The organism is Massilia sp. Root351 (assembly GCF_001425045.1).
GTDB lineage: Bacteria > Pseudomonadota > Gammaproteobacteria > Burkholderiales > Burkholderiaceae_D > Rugamonas.
This window is the reverse complement of sequence record NZ_LMDJ01000007.1, coordinates 81,449-102,968: the sequence shown is the minus strand read 5'-3', so window position 1 is coordinate 102,968 and position 21,520 is coordinate 81,449. Positions and strand designations below refer to the sequence as shown.

The window sequence follows — 21,520 nt, the reverse complement described above, 5'->3', positions numbered from 1 at the left end:
GCTACAGGCGGGCCGCCGCGCTGCTTTCCTCCTCGCCGTCCCGGGCCGGCACCGCCAGCGGCAGCACCAGCGTCACGGTGGTGCCCAGGCCGGGCTCGGACTGGATCGCAATCGTCCCGTGCAACACGCCGGTGACGATGTTGTACACGATGTTCATCCCCAGCCCGGAACCGCCCTGCCCCATCTTGGTGGTGAAGAAGGGATCGAAAATCTGGTGCAGCGTGCGCGCCGACATGCCCACGCCATTGTCGCTGAATTCGATCTGCACCTGTGCCCCCTCCAGCGCCTCGGCGCGCAGCCGGATGGTGCCGCTGTTGCGGCCTTCGAACGCGTGCAGCATGGCATTGTTGATCAGGTTGCTCAGCACCTGGCTCACGCTGCCCGGATAGGAATCGAACTCCAGCTCCTCCGGCACGTCCAGCAACACCTCGCAGCTGGCGCGCCGCAGCTGCGCCGCGTAGGTGGCCAGCACGTCGCCCGCCACGCCGGCCAGCCGGAAGCGGCGCCGCTGGCCGCTGCTCTGGTCCACCGCCACCTGCTTGAACGAGGTGATCAGCTCGGCCGCCCGGCCCAGCGAACCGGCGATGATGGCGCAGGCGGTGCGCGCATCGCGCAGGTGGGCGTCCAGCGCCGACCGCTTGATGCCGCCGTCGGCCAGCTTGCGGTCGAAGTCGGCCACCATGTCGCTCAGCGCGGTGGCCGTCAGCAGGCTGTTGCCGATGGGCGTGTTCAGCTCGTGCGCGATGCCGGCCACCAGCGCGCCCAGCGACGCCATCTTTTCGGACGTGATCAAATTGGCCTGCGCCTGCTTCAGCGTGGCCAGCACCAGTGTCAGGTCGCGGTGCGCCAGCTCGGCGTTGGCCTTCTGCGCGGCCAGCTCGTCCAGGCTGCGCTCCAGCCCATGCTGGGTGTGCACCAGTGCCGCTTCGGTCTTCTGGCGCTCGGCGATGTCGCGCCGCAGCTGCTCGGCCAGCGCGCTGTTGCGCTGTGACACCATCAGCAGCAGCGCAATCAGCGCGCTGATCAGGGTGCCGGCAGCGGCGATCATGCCGACCCGGAAGTGGCCGGTGCTGTAGCGCGTGCCTTCATGGCCGCTGAACTCCATCAGCCAGCGCCGCTCGCCCACGTTGAGGCTGGCCTTGGTGTTCAGCCCTGGCAAGGCCAAGGCCCGTTCGCCGCTGCCGATCTTGCCGGCGCTGTCGTACATCAGCGTGTCCATATTGCGCGGCAACACGCTGTCGTCGCGCAGGTAGCCGCCGTCGTGGATCTGGATCGACATATGGCCCAGCAGCGGCGTGTCGATCACCTCGCGCATCAGGTTGTTGACCCGGAACACGATGGCGACAAAGCCGATCAGCGCGGCGCGGCGCTGCTCCACCGTCTCGAGCGGGCCGTTGCGGTAGATCGGCGCGCGCGCCACGAAGCCGGGCTGGCCGCTGGCATCCTGCACCAGCGTGATGCGCTCGGTGGCGATGATCTGCCCGCTGTCGCGCCCCATCTCCAGCGCGCGCCGGTGCGGCGGCAGCGCCCCCAGGTCAAGGCCGAAGGCGTTCTCGTTGCCCACCATGGGCTCGTTGTATTCGATGATGTAGTGCAGGTCGCGCACGGCGGCCGGGTGGATGTTGAATTGCGGGTAGCCGTCCGGCAGCAAGCTGGTGTCGGCCTGCACGCTGTCGGCAAAACCGGCCAGGCGCCCGGCCGGCACCAGGCGCACGAACTGGATGGCCTGGAAGCCCGGATAGCGCTCGCCCAGGCGCAGCTCGTGCACGTAGCGGTTGAACTCGCTGCGGCTGACCTGGCCGCCGCGCACGGCATACATGCCTTTGATGCTGAGCAGGGTGTCGAAGTAGGTTTGCAGGCGGACGGCGGTGTCGCGCGCGATCTTGTCGGTGTCGCGCTGGAATGTGGTGCGCAAGTTGGACAGCTGGGCGTCGGACACGAACAGGCACACCCACACGGTAATGCAGATGCCGACAACGAACGCCAGGTAACCGTGGATGCGCAAATGCATGGCCATGCTCGACAAGGGGTGCGGCCGCCAGCCTGGCCGCAGGGCTGAATCGACTATAGCATAGCCATGTCGCTACAGAAACAGAAGCTATACATCCAAGCAACAGTTATTGCACCGGATCCTGGAATTCCGCCGCGATGGCCATGAATTGCTGTTCCGCCATCAGCATCGCGTCCACCACGTCCGGATCGAAATGCTCGCCGCTGCCCTGGCGTATCAGTTCGATCGCCGTTTCGTGCGTGAACGCGGGCTTGTAGACCCGCTTGGAAATCAGCGCATCGTACACATCGGCCACCGCCATCAGGCGCGCCGAGACCGGGATGGCTTCGCCGGCCAAGCCTTGCGGGTAGCCGGAACCGTCGTATTTCTCCTGGTGCGAATAGGCGATTTCACGCGCGAAGCGCAGGAAGTCGTTGGAAAAGCCCAGGTGCTGCTCCACCCCGGCAATGGCGTCGCGGCCATACACGGTATGCAGCTTCATCTGCTCGAATTCCTCGGCGCTGAGGCGGCCGGGCTTGAGCAGGATGGCGTCCGGGATGCCGACCTTGCCGATGTCGTGCAACGGCGCGGCCTTGTACAGGAAATCGATATTGCGCTTGCTCAGTTCATGCCCGAAGCGCGGGTGGTCCTGCAGTTCGCGCGCCAGCGCCACCACATAGCGCTGCACGCGGTGGATGTGGTTGGCGCTTTCGCGGTCGCGCGTTTCCGCCAGCGTGGCCAGCGCCCAGATCACCGCGTCCACCATCATCGTCAGTTCGGTGGTGGTTTCCGTCACCAGCTCTTCCAGGTGCAGGCGCTGGTGGGCCAGCAGTTCTGCCGAGCGCTTCAGCTGCAGTTGCAGCGCCACGCGGGCCAGCACGGTTTCGGCGATCAGCGGATGGCTGATGACGTCGGCCGCGCCGTCGCAGTGGCCGCGCTGCTCCAGCTCGTGCCGGCCGTGCGGCACCAGCAGCAGCAGCGGCAGGCCGGCCGTGTCGGGGTTGCGCTTGAGCTGCTGGCACACGGCGAAGCCGTCCAGGTCCGGCAGGTGGGCGTCCAGCAGCACCAGGTCGGGGCGCGGCACCTGCTGGGCAATGCGCAGCGCGGACGGGCCGTCGGCCGCCAGCTTGACCTCGTACTGGTCTTGCAGCAGGCCGCTCAGCCACAGCAGGTTGTCCGGCGCCGCGTCGGCGATCAGGAGGATGGCCTTGTTGTTGTCGTTCATGGACTGCGTCCCATAGAAGCTGTCTGCGCTGGAGAGTAGACTCGATAGTTACCAGCCAGCATCATAGCAGGGAGCGCAAGCTATTCGCACAATGCGGGCGTGCCGTCCTCGAACAGGGCGCCGAAGCAGCGCGTGCAGTGGAAGCAGAACAGGTGGGCGATGCGGACGTTGTCCTGGCGCGGCACCAGCTGCAGCTGGCCCTGGCGGCAAGCCGGGCAGAATTCCCGCATGCTGCCGACGGCGGCCACGTCGCCGGCCAGATAGGTATCATCGAAGCGCTCGCCGTCGACCACCGTGACGGGATCGAGTTCAACCAACAACAAGGACGGAGCGTTGCCCCGCAATTCCGGTGTCCGTTTCATCTGATTCATCCCCTCGCCGCTTTCTGGGGAAGCGGACTCTCTCACCATAGCCAAATCGTGATTGACTGACAAGCGAAACTTTTTTATGAGCGTTTGCTTGCAATTAAATAGCGCACTATCTATACTGTGCGCATGGATACCGCTACGACCACCCCCGCCGCCTCGCCCGCCCCCGCCGACACCACGCCGCGCCCAGTGCCGCGCCTGGACGGCCAGCTGTGCTTCGCCCTGTACTCGACCTCGCTGGCGATGAACAAGCTGTACCGCAAACTGCTGCGCAAGCTGGGCCTGACCTATTCCCAGTACCTGGTGATGATGGTGCTGTGGGAAAAGAACGAACAAACCGTGTCGGAACTGGGCGAGCGCCTGTTCCTGGACTCGGCCACGCTGACGCCGCTACTCAAGCGCATGGAGCAGGCTGAGCTGCTGACGCGCACCCGTTGCCCGAACGACGAGCGGCAAGTGATCATCGCGCTCAGTCCCCACGGCGACGCGCTGCGCCACGAAGCGGCCAAGCTGCCGCCGGAAATCCTTGGCGCCACCAACTGCACGCTGGACCAGGTGGTCGACATGAAAGAACAGCTGACCGCGCTGCGCGACAGCCTGATGAAAAACGCCTGAGCCCGCGCGGCGCCTTGCGGCGCGTCAAATCCATGGTGCCGCCGGATGCTGCCCGCAGGCGTAACATGAACTGGACCAGCGGCCTGCGGGAGGGTGAAGTGGCTACGGCAGCTACCACGGTTGATCAGTATTCCGAAGTCTTCAGCCAACATCTGGCACCGCCCAGGAAGTCGTTCATGAACTAAACCTGACGCTCGCGGGGCCGCCGGAGATATCCGCGTGCTATTCGCCGGCGGTGCCGGTCCCCGGCGTGCCGAGTCATGGCCGGGGGCGTCACAATCAGCTCATAGCTCAGTTAAGTAAGCCCTCCCCTCAGGTGCCACAGCTGCTGCGATCACATTCGCTCGCTATCGGCAACGCGCTGTTGGCAATCGGCCATTTGCGCATCCCGGCAGACTACCACCTGAGCACCACCATACCCACCAGACAGCTCAGCCAGGCTGCGCAGCGGAGCTCCGCCACCTTCGCCCTGGCTTGACGCGCAATGTATCAAGTAATTTACAAATGAACACAGCTGGACAAACAATTGCTTGAGTAGAATTGCCGCTTAACTTTTTCTTTAGAAAACAGGGATAGCGGAAGATGAAGCGTTTGCCGATCAGTATTGCAGCACTGTGCCTCTCCTTATCGGCCCATGCCGCCGATGCCTTCGACGACAAATTCCGCCAGCTCGACGAGCTGCTGCCGACCGCCACGCCCTACCGCACCGCCTCCGGCGCGCCCGGCCACGCCTACTGGCAGCAGCGCGCCGACTACACCCTGCGCGCTTCCCTGGACGAGGCCAAGCGCGCCATCACCGGCAGCGGCCAGGTCACCTACCACAACAACTCGCCCGACACCCTGCACTACCTGTGGGTGCAGCTGGACCAGAACATCTACAAGCCGGACTCCGATGCGCGCCGCATGCTCACCGCGCCCTCGCGCGAAGCCTGGACCCGCGCCAAGGGCGCCGAGGACGGCATGAAGTTCGAAGGCATGCGCGGCATCCTGGCCGGGCGCGAGTTCGACGGCGGCTTCAAGATCGGCGCCGTGAAAACCGCCGCCGGCCAGCCGCTGAAATACGCCATCAACCAGACCATGATGCGGATCGACCTGCCCACCCCGCTCAAGCCGGGCGAGAAGTTCAGCTTCGCCATCGACTGGCAGTACAACATCAACGAGCAGAAAGTGCTGGGCGGGCGCGCCGGCTACGAGTACTTCGAGCAGGACAAGAACGCCCTGTTCGAAGTGGCGCAGTGGTTCCCGCGCATGGCCGCCTACTACGACGTGGCCGGCTGGCAGCACAAGCAGTTCATCGGCTCCGGCGAGTTCACGCTGGAATTCGGCGACTACGACGTGAGCCTGACCGTACCGGCCGACCACGTGGTGGCCAGCACCGGCGAGCTGCTCAACCCGGAACAGGTGCTCAGCCCGGCCCAGCGCGACCGCCTGGCGCGCGCCCGCACCAGCGACAAGCCGGTGGTCATCGTGACCCAGGCCGAAGCGGAAGCGGCCGAGAAATCGGTCAGCACCGCCACCAAGACCTGGCACTTCAAGGCCAGGAACGTGCGCGACTTCGCCTGGGCCTCCAGCCGCAAGTTCATCTGGGACGCGCAAGGCTACAAGAAGGACGGCACCAACGTCATGGCCATGTCCTACTATCCGAAGGAAGGCAACCCGTTGTGGGAGAAGTACTCCACGCAGGCCATCGTGCACACCATCGAGCAGTACAACAAGTACAGCTTCGACTACCCCTACCCGACCGCGATCTCGGTCAACGGCCCGGTGGGCGGCATGGAATACCCGATGATCTCCTTCAATGGCCCGCGCCCGGTGAAGGACAAGAAAACCGGCGAGATCACCTATTCCAAGCGCTCCAAGTACGGCCTGATCGGCGTCATCATCCACGAAGTGGGCCACAACTACTTCCCGATGATCGTCAACTCCGACGAGCGCCAGTGGACCTGGATGGATGAAGGCCTGAACACCTTCGTGCAATACCTGGCCGAGCAGGCGTGGGAAGAGAACTATCCGCAGACGCGCGGCGAACCGCGCGCCATCGTCGACTACATGCGCAGCCGCAACCAGGTGCCCATCATGACGAACTCGGAGTCGCTGCTACAGTTCGGCAACAACGCCTACGCCAAGCCGGCCACGGCGCTCAACATCCTGCGCGAAACCATTCTCGGCCGCGAGCTGTTCGACCACGCCTTCCGCGAATACGGCCGGCGCTGGAAATTCAAACGCCCTACCCCGGCCGACTTCTTCCGTACCATGGAAGACGCCTCGGGCACCGACCTCGACTGGTTCTGGCGCGGCTGGTTCTACACCACCGACGCGGTCGACATCAGCGTGGACGGCATCAGCGAAGTGGGCGTGAGCACCAAGAACCCGGAGACCGAGAAGGCCTGGAAGAAGGCGCAGAAAGCCGCCGAGCCGGAATCGGTCACCAGCATCAAGAACAAGGGCATGCCGCGCCGCACCGACGCGCATCCCGAGCTGAAGGACTTCTATAACGCGCACGACGACTTCACCGTCACCAACAAGGACCGCAACAGCTACGCCGAAGCCATCGAGAAGCTGGAGCCGTGGGAGAAGAAGCTGCTGGAACAGGGCAAGCACCTGTACCTGGTGGACTTCTCCAACGTCGGCGGGCTGGTCATGCCGCTGATCCTGCAGATCGAGCTCAAGAGCGGCAAGAAGTATGTCGAGCGGGTGCCGGCCGAAGTATGGCGCTACTCGCCCAAGAAGATCACCAAGGTCATCGTCACCGACGAGCCGATGGTGGGCCTGACGCAGGACCCGAACTGGGAAACCGCCGACATCGACACCAGCAACAACGGCTGGCCGCGCAAGGTCACGCCATCGCGCATGGAACTGTACAAGCAGGAACAGGGCCGCGAGGACATGATGAAGGACTACAACACACCGCTGAAGGGCAAGGATGCCAGGACTGAAGCAGGCGAAGTCAAAGGTGAACCCAAGGGCGAGCCGAAAAAATGATGCGCGGCGGCGTTAAGCGGCTGGCGCTGTGCGCCGCGCTGCTGTTCGGCGGCGCGGCGCTGCACGGCCCGGCGGCGGCCCACAACTACCACATGGGCATCACCGACATCAGCTACAACGCCAATACCGGCAGCACCGAGATCGTGCACACCTACACCGCGCACGACGTGGAGGCGCTGCTGGCCAATCTGTACCAGCGCCAGTTCGACCTGGGCCAGCCCGAGGACCAGGCCGTGTTGCGGCGCTACATCGAACGGCAGTTCAGCATCACCGCCGGCGGCAAGCGCCTGCCGCTGCAATGGATAGGCGTGCAGGCCGACGCCGCCAACGTCACCATCTACCAGGAACTGCCGCAGACCGTGCTGCCGCCCGGCGCCGTGCTGCGCCACCTGGTGCTGTCCGACTTCATCCCCGGCCAGCTCAACACCGTCAACGTCGCCGCCGCCCCCTCCGGGCCGGCCGCCCGGTCGCTGACCTTCTCCGCCGCCACAGCGCAACAGGCGCTGCCGTAGCTGCAACACAGTGTCCTGGACAGCACCGTAGAGCGCTCCCCAATGCGCATCCGGCGTGCTTCCGCCTTACAATGGACTACCTTATCAATCTGTCCATTGCGCGGCAGGGCCGCCGCGGAACCCGTACATGAGCGTAACCAGTCCCAGCCCGAGCAGCGCCATTGAAGCAGAACGCCTGCGGCTGTTTATTTCCAGCATCACCGACTACGCCATTTACACGCTGTCGCCGGAAGGGATCGTCACGAGCTGGAACGCCGGGGCGCAGCGCTTCAAGGGCTACCGCGAGGACGAGATCCTCGCGGTAGCCCTTCTCGCGCTTTTACTCGGCCGAGGACTGCGCCGCCGGCCGCCCCGCACTTGCGCTGGCGGCAGCGCGCGACACCGGCCGCTTCGAGGACGAAGGCTGGCGCGTGCGCAAGGACGGCACGCGCTTCTGGGCCAGCGTGGTGCTGGACCCGATCCGCGACCATGACGGCGTGCTGCTGGGCTACGCCAAGATCACGCGCGACATTACCGACCGCCGCAGGGAGCAGGAAGCGCTGCACGCCAGCGAGGAGCGTTTCCGCCTGCTGGTGCAGGGCGTGACCGACTACGCGATCTACATGCTGTCGCCGGAGGGCCTGGTGACCAACTGGAACGAGGGCGCGCGCCGCATCAAGGGTTACGACTCGGACGACGTGGTCGGCACCCATTTCGAACGCTTCTACACCGAGGAAGACCGGGCCGCCGGCCTGCCCATGTACGCGCTGGCCACCGCGCGGCGCGAGGGCCGCTTCGAGCGCGAGGGCTGGCGCGTGCGCAAGGACGGCAGCCGCTTCTGGGCGCACGTGGTGATCGATCCGATCACCGACTCGATGGGCGGGCTGATGGGCTACGCCAAGGTGACGCGCGACGTCACCGAGCGCCGCGCGGCCGAGGAAGCGCTGGCGCGCACCAAGGAAGCGCTGTTCCAGTCGCAAAAGCTGGAATCGATCGGCCAGCTCACCGGCGGCCTGGCGCACGATTTCAACAACCTGCTGAACGTGATCAGCAACGGCCTGGACATCCTGCGCAACACCGGCGACCGCACCGTCCAGGTCAAGACCATCGACAGCATGACGCGCGCCGCCAGCCGCGGCGCCACGCTGACCCAGCAGCTGCTGACCTTCGCCCGCCAGCAGCCCTTCCAGCCCGAGCGCGTGCGCGTCAACCGCGTCATCGACTCGTTTGAGGCGGTGCTGCGGCGCGCCGTGAAAAGCTCGATGCAGCTGCAACTGCAGCTCACGCCCGGCCTGCCAGAGATCATGGCCGACGTGCCGCAGCTGGAGTCGGCCGTGCTCAACCTGGTGGTCAACGCGCGCGATGCCATTGGCGACACCGGCACCATCGTGATTGCCTCCAGTCTGCGCAGCGAGCCCGAAGGCGGCGCGCTGCCGGCCGGCAACTATGTGTGCCTGAGCGTGCGCGACAACGGCTGCGGCATGCCGCCGGAGATCATTGCGCGCGCGGTGGAGCCGTTTTTCACCACCAAGGAAGTCGGCAAGGGCACCGGGCTGGGGCTGAGCCAGGTGTACGGCACGGTGCAGCAGGCCAAGGGCGACTTGCGCATCGCCTCGCAGCCCGGCCAGGGCACGGACATCACGCTGCTGTTCCCGGCGCTCGCCGCGGCCAGCGACGGCGACGGCGGCTGCCACCACGAGGCGGCCGAGAAAGTGCTGCTGGTGGACGACCAGTTCGACGTGCTCGACATCACCGCCCAGCTGTTCAGCAGCCTGGGCTACGAAGTGCTGTCCGCCAACAACGGCACCGAAGCGCTCGACATCCTGCATCGCACGCCCGATCTGCGCATCCTGTTCAGCGACGTGGTCATGCCCGGCATCACCGGCGTGCAACTGGCCAAGGCGGCGCGGCAATTGCGGCCGGAAATGAAAATCATCCTGTCCTCCGGCTACATGGCGGCCGCGCTCAGCGAGCAAAAGGAGGACCTCGCCCAGTTCGAGTTCATCGGCAAACCCTACCGCTTATCGGACATCATCAAAAAACTGCGCTAGCCCCCGGCAAGAATTAATTGCCTATTTGCCATCGCGCAGGAATTGCGATATGGTACGCCCATCGACACCGATGAGGGGACACGCTGCATGCATGGTCCGCCGCCCAACCCGCTGCGCCAGCTGGACCGCCTGGAGATGCTGGCGATCGGCTACCTGTGCCTGCCGTTGCCAGTCTTCCTGTTCGGCTGGCTGTGGCTGCCCTATGCGCTGGCCGTCACCGCGCCGCTGGCGCTGACCCTGTGGCCGTGCTGGCGCGACCGCCGGCGCGGCGTGCCTGGCCTGAGCCGGCCGGAGCGGGGCGCGGTGATGGCGGTGGCCGTCATGTGGACCATCCTGGCCGGGCTGGCCGGCGGCCTGCACCTGAACCCCAGCTGGCTCATCCGCATGGCGGTGCTGCGCGACCTGGTGGCGCTGCCCTGGCCGGTGGTCTACGCCGGCCAGGACGGCGCGCCGCTGCTGCTGCGCAGCGCGCCGGGCTACTACCTGCTGCCTGCGCTGGCGGGCAAACTGAGCAATCTGGACGGCGCCCGCCTGGCGCTGTGGTTCTGGACCGCGGGCGGCGCCGCGCTGTTCCTGGCGCTGCTGGTGGGCGCCAACAGCGCGCGGCGGCAGAACGGCTGGATGCTGGCCATGGCGGTGGCCGTGCTGTTCAGCGGCATGGACCTGGCCGGCTGGCTGCTGCGCCAGCCCGGCCTGCCCGCCTACGCCCAGCATCTGGAAAGCTGGGCCGGCGCCTACCAATACGCGTCGCAGACCACGCTGCTGTTCTGGTCGCCCAACCACGCCCTGCCGGCCTGGCTGCTGGCCGTGATCGTCTGGCGCCACCGCGCCCAGGGCCTGGGCGCGCCTGCCGCCGCGCTGCTGTTGCTGGGCATCGCGTGCTGGTCGCCGCTGGCCGCGCTGGGCGCTGCGCCGCTGCTGCTGTGGAGCGTGGCGCGCCGCATGCCCGCGTCCGCCGTGCAACAGGAACTGGCCGGCCCCGCCTGCTGGGCCGTCGTGCCGGCGCTGCTGGTGCTGGCGCGCTTGCTCAGCGCCGGCGCGCTGGGTCCGTTCGCCGTGCTGCCCGGCGCGGAGTTGGCCGCCGAGGGCGCGCGCTACGCCCTGTTCGCCGCACTTGAATGGGGCCTGCTCGCGCTGGTGCTGCTGGCCCTGGGGCAGCGCTCGGCGCTGCTCGCGCTGGCGCTGCTGGAACTGGCCCTGCTGCCGCTGCTGCGCTTCGGCCCGCACAACGAACTGGCCACGCAAGCGGCCATCCCCGCGCTCACCGTCCTGATGCTGGCCGCGATCGCCGCGCTGGACCGCCCCGGCCCGCACAAGCGGCTGCGCAAAGGCCTGATGGGCACGCTGCTGGCGCTGCTGCTGGCCGGCGCCGCCACGCCGCTGTTCGAACTGGCGCGCGCCTTCCAGCCCGGCCCCCGCTACCGCGACGACGCCCGCACCTTCCTCGACATCAACGGCACGCCCTGGCCCTACATCACCCGGCTGGACCAGCCCGACCTGGAGCACGTGCTCAAGCCCATCGAACCGTCTGCCGCGCAGTAGCGTGAGGTCGTGCACGCCCGCACGGCGACGGCTATACTGCCCGCCATGCTGAAACTCCATCCGATCCCGTCCGCGCTGGCCGCCGCGCTGTGTTCCCTGCTGGCCCTCCCGTCCTCCCGTGCCGACGACACGCTGATGCAGCGCGTGCTGATCGACGGCTCGCGCGCCAGCCAGCTGGGCGTGGCCGACGCGGCCGGCGACGGCAGCGTGACGCAGCAGCAGCTGGCCGCGCGCACCACCTACCGGCCCGGCGAACTGCTGGAGGCCACGCCCGGCCTGATCGTCAGCCAGCACAGCGGCGAAGGCAAGGCCAACCAGTTCTACCTGCGCGGCTTCAACCTGGACCACGGCACCGACCTGCGCACCACCGTGGACGGCATGCCCGTCAACCAGCGCAGCCACGCCCACGGCCAGGGCTGGACCGACCTCAATTTCCTGATCCCGGAACTGGCGGCGCGCCTCGATTACAAGAAAGGTCCCTACTCCGCCGAGCAAGGCGACTTCGCCTCGGCCGGCGCCGCGTCCATCGTCTACGCCAACCGCCTGGTGCGCGGCGTGGCCAGCGCCAGCGCGGGCCAGAACGGCTACCGCCGCGCGCTGCTGGCGGACTCGCTCGAGGTGGGGCCGGCGCGCAGCGGCGCCGTGCTGTACGCGCTGGAAGCGATGCACAACGACGGGCCCTACACGCGCGGCGACGATTACCACAAGCTGAACGCCGTGCTGCGCTACAGCCAGGGCTACGCCAACAACGGTTTCAATCTCACCGCCATGGCCTACAGCGCGGACTGGAACGCCACCGACCAGATCCCGCTGCGCGCCGTGCAGCAAGGCCTGCTGGGCCGCTACGACGGCGTCGACAACAGCGACGGCGGCAAGGCGCAGCGCTACAGCCTGTCCGGCGCCTGGCAGCGCAGCGGCGAGGACACCGCCGCCAGGGTCAGCGCCTACCTCATCGCCAACAAGCTGGACCTGTACTCGAACTTCACCTACTTCATGGACGACCCGGTAAACGGCGACCAGTTCGCGCAGCCGGACCGCCGCGTCACCAGCGGCGTGGACGCCAGTGTCGCCTGGCATGCGCACATCGGCGAGGCCAGCTCCATCACCACCGCCGGCCTGCAGCTGCAGCACGACAATATCTTCAACGGCTTATACAAGACAGTGGCGCGCCAGGCTATCGCCGCCACGCGCGCCGACCACATCGTCGAGTCCAGCCTGGGCCTGTACGTGGAAAACAGCACGCGCTGGACGCCGCTGCTGCGCACCACGGCCGGCCTGCGCGCCGACGGCTACCGCTTCGACGTGCGGCCCACGCAGCCGGGCAGCGCCTCGGCGCTGGCGCATCCCGCCGCGCGCGCCAGCGACCGCCTGCTGAGTCCCAGCCTGGGCGCCGTCTTCGGTCCCTGGGCGCAGACCGAGTTGTATGCCAACGCCGGCACCGGCTTCCACAGCAACGACGCACGCGGCGCGGTGGTGGCCGAAGGGGCAGCCGGTGCGCCGCTGGTGCGCTCGCGCGGCATGGAACTGGGCTTGCGCAGCGAATGGCTGCCGCGCCTGCAGTCTTCGCTGTCGGTGTACCGGCTGGACTTCGGCTCGGAGCTGAGCTACGTGGGCGACGCCGGCGCCACCGAAGCGGGAGAGCCCAGCCGCCGCTACGGCGTGGAATTCTCCAATTACTACAAGCCCTTCAAGTGGCTCAGCGTGGACGCCGACATCGCCTTCGCGCGCGCCCGCAGCCGTGGCGCCGCGGCCGGCGCGGCCTACCTTCCCGGCGCGGTGGAAGGCGTGGCCCAGCTGGCGCTCACGCTGGACAAGCTGGGGCCCTGGTCCGGCGCGCTGCGCCTGCGCTACTTCGGTCCGCGCCCGCTCACCGAGGACAACAGCGTGCGCTCGCGCGCCAGCCAGACGCTGAACGGCCGCATCGGCTACAAATTCGCCGGCGGCCTGCAGCTCGAACTGGAAGGGTTCAACCTGGCCAAGCGCCGCGTATCGGCCATCGATTACTACTATGCCTCGCAGCTCAAGGGCGAAACCCAGCCGGTGGACGACGTCCATTTCCATCCGGTCGAATCGCGCTCCTTCCGGCTGATGCTCACGCAGAGTTTCTGATCGTCGTAGAATAGAAGACTATCAGATGACTATCAGATGACTAGATGACGACTTACGCCCCGATTTACACCGCGCCCGAGCGCGTGACCGCAGCGCTGCGCAGCGAAGGCTATGCCCTGCTGCACCCCGAAGACGTGGCCGCGCTGGCCGGCACCACGCTGGAAGCGCTGAACGCCCTGATCCCGAGCTGGGACAGGCTGGAGCTGGACAATTACCTGAAGGACGGCGGCCGCTACCGGCGCCGCCGCCATTCCTGCTTTATCCAGCAGGACGGCACGCTGGCGCAGACGGCGCACCGCGCCCACTGGCAGCCGCTCGAGTACAACGCCCTGCACGGCGGCATGCACCGCCTGTTCGAGCCGATGGAGCCCGGCACCGTGGCGCAGCCGGCCTGGCGCCAGCTGCTGACCGCCGTGGGCGACGCCTGCTCCGCCGCGCGTTCGCCGCAGCCGTGGTACATCGAGGCGCACCAGTTCCGCATCGACACCGCCGACGGCATCGGCCGCCCCACCCCGGAAGGCGCGCACCGCGACGGCGTGGACTACGTGGCCGTGCTGCTGGTGGGCCGCCACGGCATCAAAGGCGGGGAGACTCGCATCTTTGAAGCCGACGGCCCGAACGGCAAACGCTTCACCATGACCGAACCGTGGACCATGCTGCTGCTGGACGACGCCACGGTCATCCATGAATCGACCCCGATCCAGCCGCTGGCGCAAGCAGGCGAACAGGGAAGCAGGCCTTCCTGCCACCGCGATACCCTGGTGCTGACCTACCGCGCCGGCCAGTTCCAGGGCGCCCAGCCCTGAACCGTGGGAGGACGGGCGCACCAATGCGCAGTACCTGGCACCAATGGGAATGAAAATTCCCAGTTCGATAGTTAAATCCTTTATAGTTACCTAAGAGTCAGCAGCGCTTGAAAAACAATTTTTGGAGGCAGTCCGTGGACTCCAGCTACGAGATCGAACCGGATGAAATCGAGATCCTCATCGTCGAGGATAGCCCGACCCAGGCCGAGCGGCTGCGCCGGCTGATCCAGTCGGTGCGCTACAAGGCGCGCGTGGCCGCCAACGGCCGCCTGGCGCTGGAGGCAATCCGCGAACGCAAGCCGCATCTGGTGCTGTCGGACATCGTGATGCCCGAAATGGACGGCTATGAGCTGTGCCGCGCCGTCAAGACCGACGGCGCGCTGCGCGACATCCCGGTCATCCTGGTCACCTCGCTGACCGATCCGAAGGACATCATCAAGGGCATCGAGTGCGGCGCGGACAATTTCATCCGCAAGCCCTACGCCGAAGACTACCTGCTAAACCGCATCGGCCACATGCTGGTGAACCAGAAGCTGCGCCGCAACCAGAATATGGAAGTGGGCATCGCGCTCTACCTGGGCGACCAGAAGCACTTCATCAACGCCGAACGCCAGCAGATCCTCGACCTGCTGATCTCCACCTACGAGCAGGCGGTGCAGGTCAACAGCGAACTGCAGGCGCGCGAGCGCCAGGTGATCGAACTGAATATGCGCCTGGCGCACCACGCCGGCGAGCTGGAAACCATCAACCGCGAAATCGCGCTGAAGAACCTGGAACTGGCCGAAGCGAGCCGCATGAAGTCGGCCTTCATCGCCAATATGTCGCACGAACTGCGCACGCCGCTGAACGCCATCATCGGCTTCACCGGCGCACTGCTGATGAAGCTGCCCGGCCCGCTCACCGGGGAGCAGGACAAGCAGCTCAATACCATCCGCAACAGCGCGCGCCACCTGCTCTCGCTGATCAACGACATCCTGGACGTGGCCAAGATCGAAGCCGGCAAGGTCACCTTGTCGGTCGAACCGATCCAGTGCCAGAACCTGATCGCCGAAGTGGCCGACACCCTGCGCCCGCTGGCGCAGCAGAAAGGCCTGGCGCTGGAAGTGGAGCTGGCGCCGCAGGCGGTGACGCTGGAGACCGACCGCCGCGCGCTGACCCAGATCCTGATCAACCTGGCCAACAACGCCATCAAGTTCACCGAGAAGGGCACGGTGCGCATCACGCTTAGCCAGCGCACCGACGCCGACGGCGTGATAACCGAGTTCGCCGTGGCCGACAGCGGCGCCGGCATCCGCGAGGAAGACCAGGCCAAGCTGTTCCAGGCCTTCTCGCAGCTGGACTCGACCTCCACCCGCCACGCCGAAGGCGCGGGCCTGGGCCTGTACCTGTGCCAGAACCTGGCCAACCTGATCGGCGGCTCGCTGTTCTTCAGCAGCGATTTCGGACACGGCAGCACTTTCACGCTGGCGATGAAGAGCAAAAAATAAACCGCCCGCCGGGGCAGCAGGGAGCGGTATGGCAGCGCGCGTCCTTATCGTGGAAGACAACCAGGCCAATATGGACCTGATGTGCTATTTGCTGGCCGCCTTCGGCCATACCCCGCTGAGCGCCTACGACGGCCTGCAGGGCGTGGTGGCGGCGCGCGAGCTGCAGCCCGACCTGATCATCTGCGACATCCACCTGCCGCGCCTGGACGGCTACGGCGTGGTGGCCCTGCTCAAAGGCGACGCGGCCACCGCCGCCATTCCGGTGCTGGCCGCGAGCGCGTTGCCGGTATCCGACGGCGGGGCCGCCTTGCGCGCGGCCGGCTTCGACGGCCATCTGCCCAAATCGCTCGAGCCGGACACGCTGATCCCGTCGATTGAAAGCTTCCTGCCCACGGCGCTGCGCGGCCGGCCCCCGCCCGCCGCCGGCGACGGGGACGACGATGCGCCGCCGGCGGCCGCAGCGCCGCGCGCCCGCGTGCTGCTGCTGGACGCCGCGCCGGACGGCGGCGGCCTGGTGGCCAGCGTCCTGGCCCACTACGGCTATGCGGTGGCGGTGGCGGCGGATGCCGAGCAGGCGGCCCATTGCGCGCGGCAGCAATTCGACCTGCTGCTGTGCGACGCGGACACCACGCAAAGCCGCCACACGGCCTTCGTGCCGGCCGTGCTGGAACGCCACCGGTCCGAGTGGGCCGGCCTGCCGCTGGTACTGGTCACCGCCGCCCAAGACGACGCGCTGGACGGCCTGCTGCCGCCCGGCTGGGCCCCGGCGGTACTGCTGGCGCATCCGCTCGAGCCGCTGCAGCTGGCCGGCGCGCTGGAGCAATGCACGCAGGCGGGGAGCACAACCAGCACAGGGCCCGCCATGGCGTAACTGCCATAGTAGATAGTTAGACATCGTATTTATACGGTATTGCACTGCAACAAAAACGCGCCTATAGTGGAACTGTCTCCTCCAACCGTTCTCCGAACATTGGATTCAGCCCGCGCCTGACGCGGGCTTTTTTTTGTCCGGATTTTTGCAAAAGGAGCAGCAAATCAGCAACGCAGACAGCAGCACCAACGGCCACGCAAGCAACAGCACGAGCAACAACGCGGGCAGCAACGCGTCGTTACCGCTGTGCGACCTCGTCATGAAAGGCGGCATCTCCAGCGGCATCGTCTACCCCAAGCTGATTGCGCGGCTGGCGCGCGGCTACGCGTTCAAGAACATTGGCGGCACCTCGGCCGGCGCCATCGCCGCCGCAGCCTGCGCCGCCGCCGAATGCGGACGCCAGAGCGGGCGCCAGCCGGCCGCCTTCGCCACCCTGGCCGGCCTGCCGGAAGAGCTGCAGGCGCAGGAACACGGCCGCTCGCGGCTGGCGCGCCTGTTCCAGCCTACGGCAGCGCTGCACCGCCATTTCGACCAAGCCATGCGCTACATCGCGGCGCGCGACAAACCGCGCGCCGCGCTCTCCATTGCCGCCGCGCTGATCCACTGGCCGAGCGTGCTGGGCGCGGCGCTGCTGCTGATTGCGCCGCTGGTCATGCTGGCCACCCACCTCACGCTGCTGCGCAGCGCCGCCACCACGCTGGCCATGCTGGGCACCGCCGCCGGCGCCGCCTGGCTCACCCACCGCGCCTTTGCACTGCTGCCGGCCCCCGGCGCCGGCGCACTGCACGCGGCCGCGCGCGCCGGCGGTCCCTGGCGCAAGCTGGCCGGCCTGCCCCCGCAACAGCGCCGCCTGGCCGCCGAAGCGGTATGCGCGGCGGCGGCCGGCACGCTGGTGCTGGCCGTCGCCATCGCCGGCTTGCCCGGCCACGCCGGTCCGCTCAACATCGGCGTGCAGATCCCCTTCCTGCTGCTGGCGCCCCTGTGCATCGCCTGCGGCTTCGGGGTGGGCCTGTGGCGCTGGGGCAGCGCCCTGCTGCGCGGCCTGCACCTGAACTTCTACGGCATCTGCAGCGGCCGCAGCACCGGCATGGAATCCGCCACCGCGCTGACCGACTGGCTCACCGCCTACCTGAACCAGCTGGCCGGACTGCCGCCCGGCCGGCCGCTCACCTTCGGCGACCTGTGGGGACCGCAGGACGAGAGCGCGCCCGGCGAGCGCGCCATCAACCTGGAAGTGGTGACCACGGCGCTCAGCCAGCAAATGCCCTACACCCTGCCCTTCCGCGACAATGCCGGCGCCTTCTACTTTCATCCCGGCGAATGGTCGCACCTGTTCCCGCAAAACGTGATGGACTGGCTGCTGGAGCAAGCGCCGGTGCCGCCGCTGGAAGACGCCGTCACCGCGCCGGATGGCAGCCAGCTGGTGCGCCTGGCCACCAACGCCCACCTGCCGGTGGTGGTCGCGGTGCGCATGAGCCTGAGCTTTCCGCTGCTGCTGTCGGCCGTGCCGCTGTATGCGCGCGACTTCACCGACGACGGCAAGCTGAAACGGGTGTGGTTCTCGGACGGCGGCATCTCCAGCAACATGCCGCTGCACTTCTTCGACACCCTGCTGCCCGAGCACCCCACCTTCGCCATCAACCTGAAGGAAGCGCATCCCAAGTACCCGATCGAAGACGCCGCCCAGTGCGGCCTCGATGGCCGCGTCTATCTGCCGGACGACAACAGCCGCGGCATGCAGCGCTACTGGGCGCCGTCCAGCGACGCCACGCCGGCCGGGGTGTTCCGCTTCCTGGCCAACATTTTCACCACCATGCAAAACTGGCGCGACGAAATCCTGTTCCCCTACCCCGGCTACCGCGACCGCATCGTCCAGATCAGTTTGCGGCCCGGCGAGGGCGGACTCAATCTGAATATGCCGAAGGCAGCGGTGGAGCGCCTGGCCGACGCCGGCGCCTGCGCAGCCGAGATGCTGTACCGGCGCTTCCACCCGCAGGGCGGCGGCAACGGCTGGGACAATCACGAGCAGGTGCAGGTATTGTCCGTGCTGGGCAACCTGGAACGCCTGGCGCGCAAAGCCGGCGCACCCGGCGCGGCGCAGCGCTGGCGGCAAGCGGCCGGCCGCAGCCGCCTGAACATGCCGGAAAAAGCGCTGGCCGGAGCGCTGCTGGCGGACCTGGCCGCCATGGGCGCGCACATCGACGCCAGCGGCGCCAGCGTGGAAGACAGGATGTACCGGCCGCGCCCCGTCATGAAGCTCACCCCGCGCCTGTGAGGCGGCATTACGCCCGCAGCAGCCGCAAGCCGGACGGCGTGGCCGGCATGCGCGGGAACACCTGCGCCAGTTGCCGGTCGCCGAGACGCAGGTGGCGCTCGGCGATATGCGCCAGCACGGTGCGGAAGTCGGTCGTCACCGGCAAATCGCGGCCCTCGTTGAGCTGGCCGTCGCCCACGCCCTGCCAGTCGCCCAGCACCTTGCCGCCGGCCACGCCGCCGCCCAGCACCCACATCGCATTGCCGTGGCCGTGGTCCGTGCCGCCGTTGCCGTTCTCGCGCGCGGTGCGCCCGAATTCCGACATCACCACGATCACCGTGTCATCGAACATCGGTCCCAGCCGCTGCGCCAGCAGCGCCAGGCCCTGCGCCAGCGGCGCCAGGCGGTTGGCCAGCTGCCCGGTGCCCGCGCCCTGGCCGGCGTGCGTGTCCCAGCCGCCCAGCGCAAAGAAAGCCAGCTGCACATTGGGCTCGTTGCGCATCAGGACGGCCAGCCGCGCCGCGTCGTCCGGAAAACCGTAAGGCAGCGGCGCGCCGCCGTCGGCCACCACCGCCTCGGCCATGGTGGCCGCCATCACTTCCTTGTGCGCCTCGCGCCCATCCTGGTAGACCTTGCCGAAGCGCTCGTGGCCCAGGTAAAGCTGGTCGAACGCCGCCGCCAGCACCGGCCGGTCCAGCGGGCCGGGCTTGCCCGCAGCCGCACCGTTGGCGATGTTGATGGCGGCCGCCTGCCCGCTCAGGATGCGCGGCATGGTCGGCCCGACGCTGACCGCGCGCGTGGGGGTGGAGGTGCCGGGCAAGGCGGCAAGCAGGCGGTTCATCCAGCCGTCCGGCGTGCTTTTCACCCCAGGCGTGGCGGACTCCATGTAGTCCTGCGCGTCGAAGTGCGAACGGGTCGCGTCCGGCGAACCGCTGGCGTGCACGAAGGCCAGTTTCTTCTCGCCCCACAGCGGCATCAAGGGCGCCAGCGCCGGGTGCAGCGCGAAATAGCCGTCCAGGTCCAGCGCGCCGTGTTCCTTGTCCGGCGCGGCCAGCGCAATCGTGGGACGCAGCACGGCGTAGTTCGCATCGCCGAGCGGCGCCACCACGTTCAGCCCATCGACCGCGCCGCGCAGCATGACCACCACCAGCTTGCGCCCGGTGACGCCGCCGCGCGCCGTGGCGGCCCAGGCATGGCGGCCCAGGGGAATGGTCAGGCCGGCGCCGGCGGCGAAGGCGTTGAGGAAGTCTCTGCGTTGCATATTCGCTCTCCCGCGCTGTTCAGTGTGACAATCAGCGCTGCATGAAATCGGGACTGCCCAGCAGCATGGCAGTGCGTATTTTTGGCGGGCTGGCAGCCACGATGTCGCGCGTGCGGGCCGACACCGAGCCGCCCAGCGCGGCCTGCAGTTGCGCCGCATCCGTGCCCTGCGCCAGCGTGGCCGCGTAGCCGATGCGCCGGCTCAGCGCGTCCGGGTTGAGCCAGGCTGCCTGCGTGTTCTTGTAGCCGTCCGGCGTCTGGCAGCCGTACAGCGGCATGCCCAGCCGGTCCAGCGCGCCCATCACCGGTTTGACTTCCGGCAGCATCGCCGCGCTGCCGCCCGCCGCGCCTGCATAGGCGGCGCGCGCGGCGGAAATGACGAACTGGTAAGGCGTCTTGAACTTGGCGCCCTGCGCCTCCGGCGCCATGAATTCGGCGCTGGCGAACAGCGTTTTCAGCACCGAGCGGATGTCGCCCTTGCTGGCAAGCCAGGTCTGCGCCATGCGCTCCACCAGGGCCGGCGGCGGCTGATCGGCGACGAAATACTGCGCCAGCTTGTAGCTGATGTGCTGCGCCGTGGCCGGATGCACGGCCAGCACGTCCAGCGCGTATTCGCCCTCGGCCTGCCCCTGCGGCTTGACCAGGCGGCCCAGCCACTGCTTCTCGCCCTGGTCGTGGCGCTTGGGATCGAAGCGGAACGTCTCGTTGCGCGCCACCACCTGGCGCGGCGCGAAGGTCCAGCCGGTGAGCATGCGCGCCAGCTCGGTCACGTCCTTCTGCGTATAACCCTTGTCCACGCCCAGCGTGTGCAGCTCCATCAGCTCGCGCGCGTAGTTCTCGTTCACGCCGCCGGCCTTGGAAAGGTAATTGTCCAGATAGTACAGCATGGCCGGATGCTTGGCAGTGGCGCCCAGCATGTCGCGGAAGGCGCCGAACACATAGGGGCGGATGGCGTCGCGCTCATAGCTTGCCACCAGCGGGCGCACCTGGCCCTTGCCGGAAAAGACGTTGAAATGGTTGAACCAGAAGTCCACCATCACCTCCTCCAGCTGGCGCGGGCTGGCCACCGCGCGCGCGATGCGCGCTTCGGCCGTCTGGCTGGTGATGCGCGCCAGCACTTCGCGCCGCATGGCCCTGGCGTCCTCGGTTTCGTCCCTGACCATGTCGCGCACGGCCAGGAAGTCGCCCAGCACCTCGCCGCTGCTGCGCTGCACCGTGTCCAGTCCCGCCAGGCGCTCGGCCAGCGCGGCGGGCAGCGCCAGCGACTCGGGGTAGAGCTGGCTGTCGATGTAGCCCGCCACGCCCATCCGCGTCACGCGCTCGATGTCGCCCGGCGCCGGCCCGTAGGCCAGCCGGTTCAGCACATGCAGCGCGGCCGCCTCGCCGGCCAGCGGCGCGGCGTGGGCCTGGGCGGCCAGCGCGGCCGCCGCAAAAATCATCGGTGCAAACCAGCGCGCAGCTCTCATGTT

The 21,520-nt window shown here is 67.7% G+C and carries 16 protein-coding genes; 11 read left to right on the top strand and 5 right to left on the bottom strand.

The genetic code is table 11. The features are described 5' to 3' along the window. Position 1: 1 nt before the first annotated feature. The 3 genes from ASD15_RS11515 to ASD15_RS11505 form a co-directional block, all read right to left on the bottom strand. On the bottom strand, positions 2-2,011 hold the full coding sequence (locus ASD15_RS11515; protein WP_057155036.1) for a CHASE domain-containing protein: 2,010 nt from the start codon (positions 2,009-2,011) through the stop codon (positions 2-4). Between the two features lie 106 nt (positions 2,012-2,117). Next, the gene (locus ASD15_RS11510) at positions 2,118-3,215 is read right to left on the bottom strand and encodes an HD-GYP domain-containing protein (RefSeq protein ID WP_057154990.1); all 1,098 of its coding nucleotides are present in this window, start codon (positions 3,213-3,215) and stop codon (positions 2,118-2,120) included. A gap of 80 nt (positions 3,216-3,295) precedes the next feature. Then, positions 3,296-3,577, bottom strand: coding sequence for a hypothetical protein (locus tag ASD15_RS11505; RefSeq protein WP_157200904.1), 282 nt, complete (start codon positions 3,575-3,577; stop codon positions 3,296-3,298). Positions 3,578-3,709: 132 nt separating this feature from the next. On the opposite strand from ASD15_RS11505, the gene ASD15_RS11500 reads away from it, so the two are divergent. From ASD15_RS11500 to ASD15_RS11455, 11 genes are all read left to right on the top strand, one after another. Next, a complete protein-coding gene (locus ASD15_RS11500; protein WP_082551768.1) occupies positions 3,710-4,198 on the top strand; it encodes a MarR family winged helix-turn-helix transcriptional regulator in 489 nt (162 codons plus the stop codon). A gap of 582 nt (positions 4,199-4,780) precedes the next feature. Continuing rightward, entirely contained in the window at positions 4,781-7,180 is a 2,400-nt protein-coding gene (locus ASD15_RS11495) for a M1 family metallopeptidase (RefSeq protein WP_057154988.1), read from the top strand. Next, a complete protein-coding gene (locus ASD15_RS11490; RefSeq protein ID WP_082551767.1) occupies positions 7,177-7,692 on the top strand; it encodes a DUF6702 family protein in 516 nt (171 codons plus the stop codon). Before ASD15_RS11495 ends, ASD15_RS11490 begins: the two co-directional genes overlap by 4 nt. Before the next feature lie 127 nt (positions 7,693-7,819). After that, positions 7,820-8,164: a hypothetical protein gene (locus ASD15_RS33655; protein ID WP_307188277.1), complete on the top strand. Its 345-nt coding sequence runs from the start codon at positions 7,820-7,822 to the stop codon at positions 8,162-8,164. Continuing rightward, on the top strand, positions 8,103-9,722 hold the full coding sequence (locus ASD15_RS11485; protein ID WP_307188276.1) for a PAS domain S-box protein: 1,620 nt from the start codon (positions 8,103-8,105) through the stop codon (positions 9,720-9,722). The genes ASD15_RS33655 and ASD15_RS11485 overlap by 62 nt, the downstream gene beginning before the upstream one ends. An 87-nt stretch (positions 9,723-9,809) precedes the next feature. Then, positions 9,810-11,264, top strand: a complete 1,455-nt coding sequence (locus tag ASD15_RS11480) for a hypothetical protein (protein ID WP_057154987.1) — start codon at positions 9,810-9,812, stop codon at positions 11,262-11,264. Positions 11,265-11,309: 45 nt separating this feature from the next. Next, positions 11,310-13,373 (top strand): TonB-dependent receptor, encoded by a 2,064-nt coding sequence (locus ASD15_RS11475; protein ID WP_057154986.1) that lies wholly within the window; start codon positions 11,310-11,312, stop codon positions 13,371-13,373. A 44-nt stretch (positions 13,374-13,417) separates the two neighbouring features. Next, positions 13,418-14,179, top strand: coding sequence for a 2OG-Fe dioxygenase family protein (locus ASD15_RS11470; protein WP_057154985.1), 762 nt, complete (start codon positions 13,418-13,420; stop codon positions 14,177-14,179). Positions 14,180-14,313: 134 nt separating this feature from the next. Then, positions 14,314-15,666: a hybrid sensor histidine kinase/response regulator gene (locus tag ASD15_RS11465; protein ID WP_057154984.1), complete on the top strand. Its 1,353-nt coding sequence runs from the start codon at positions 14,314-14,316 to the stop codon at positions 15,664-15,666. A gap of 28 nt (positions 15,667-15,694) precedes the next feature. Continuing rightward, positions 15,695-16,537, top strand: a complete 843-nt coding sequence (locus ASD15_RS32900; RefSeq protein ID WP_082551766.1) for a response regulator — start codon at positions 15,695-15,697, stop codon at positions 16,535-16,537. Between the two features lie 259 nt (positions 16,538-16,796). Further along, a complete protein-coding gene (locus ASD15_RS11455; RefSeq protein ID WP_157200903.1) occupies positions 16,797-18,812 on the top strand; it encodes a patatin-like phospholipase family protein in 2,016 nt (671 codons plus the stop codon). Between the two features lie 7 nt (positions 18,813-18,819). On the opposite strand, the gene ASD15_RS11450 is transcribed toward ASD15_RS11455, so the two are convergent. Together ASD15_RS11450 and ASD15_RS11445 are read right to left on the bottom strand one after the other, a co-directional pair. Beyond that, positions 18,820-20,052 carry a DUF1501 domain-containing protein gene (locus tag ASD15_RS11450; protein ID WP_057154982.1) on the bottom strand — a complete coding sequence of 411 codons (1,233 nt, stop codon included), beginning with the start codon at positions 20,050-20,052 and terminating at the stop codon, positions 18,820-18,822. Between the two features lie 31 nt (positions 20,053-20,083). Further along, positions 20,084-21,517 carry a DUF1800 domain-containing protein gene (locus ASD15_RS11445; protein ID WP_057154981.1) on the bottom strand — a complete coding sequence of 478 codons (1,434 nt, stop codon included), beginning with the start codon at positions 21,515-21,517 and terminating at the stop codon, positions 20,084-20,086. Positions 21,518-21,520 lie beyond the last annotated feature (3 nt).

What these genes read in the sequence shown, in the direction of transcription:
- ASD15_RS11450 (WP_057154982.1), bottom strand. Translation starts at nt 20,052, where the DNA reads ATGCAACGCAGAGACTTCCTCAACGCCTTCGCCGCCGGCGCCGGCCTG.
- ASD15_RS33655 (WP_307188277.1), top strand. Translation starts at nt 7,820, where the DNA reads ATGAGCGTAACCAGTCCCAGCCCGAGCAGCGCCATTGAAGCAGAACGC.
- ASD15_RS11490 (WP_082551767.1), top strand. Translation starts at nt 7,177, where the DNA reads ATGATGCGCGGCGGCGTTAAGCGGCTGGCGCTGTGCGCCGCGCTGCTG.
- ASD15_RS11515 (WP_057155036.1), bottom strand. Translation starts at nt 2,011, where the DNA reads ATGCATTTGCGCATCCACGGTTACCTGGCGTTCGTTGTCGGCATCTGC.
- ASD15_RS11510 (WP_057154990.1), bottom strand. Translation starts at nt 3,215, where the DNA reads ATGAACGACAACAACAAGGCCATCCTCCTGATCGCCGACGCGGCGCCG.
- ASD15_RS11455 (WP_157200903.1), top strand. Translation starts at nt 16,797, where the DNA reads ATGAAAGGCGGCATCTCCAGCGGCATCGTCTACCCCAAGCTGATTGCG.
- ASD15_RS11505 (WP_157200904.1), bottom strand. Translation starts at nt 3,577, where the DNA reads ATGAAACGGACACCGGAATTGCGGGGCAACGCTCCGTCCTTGTTGTTG.
- ASD15_RS11470 (WP_057154985.1), top strand. Translation starts at nt 13,418, where the DNA reads ATGACGACTTACGCCCCGATTTACACCGCGCCCGAGCGCGTGACCGCA.
- ASD15_RS11500 (WP_082551768.1), top strand. Translation starts at nt 3,710, where the DNA reads ATGGATACCGCTACGACCACCCCCGCCGCCTCGCCCGCCCCCGCCGAC.
- ASD15_RS32900 (WP_082551766.1), top strand. Translation starts at nt 15,695, where the DNA reads ATGGCAGCGCGCGTCCTTATCGTGGAAGACAACCAGGCCAATATGGAC.
- ASD15_RS11445 (WP_057154981.1), bottom strand. Translation starts at nt 21,517, where the DNA reads ATGAGAGCTGCGCGCTGGTTTGCACCGATGATTTTTGCGGCGGCCGCG.
- ASD15_RS11495 (WP_057154988.1), top strand. Translation starts at nt 4,781, where the DNA reads ATGAAGCGTTTGCCGATCAGTATTGCAGCACTGTGCCTCTCCTTATCG.
- ASD15_RS11480 (WP_057154987.1), top strand. Translation starts at nt 9,810, where the DNA reads ATGCATGGTCCGCCGCCCAACCCGCTGCGCCAGCTGGACCGCCTGGAG.
- ASD15_RS11475 (WP_057154986.1), top strand. Translation starts at nt 11,310, where the DNA reads ATGCTGAAACTCCATCCGATCCCGTCCGCGCTGGCCGCCGCGCTGTGT.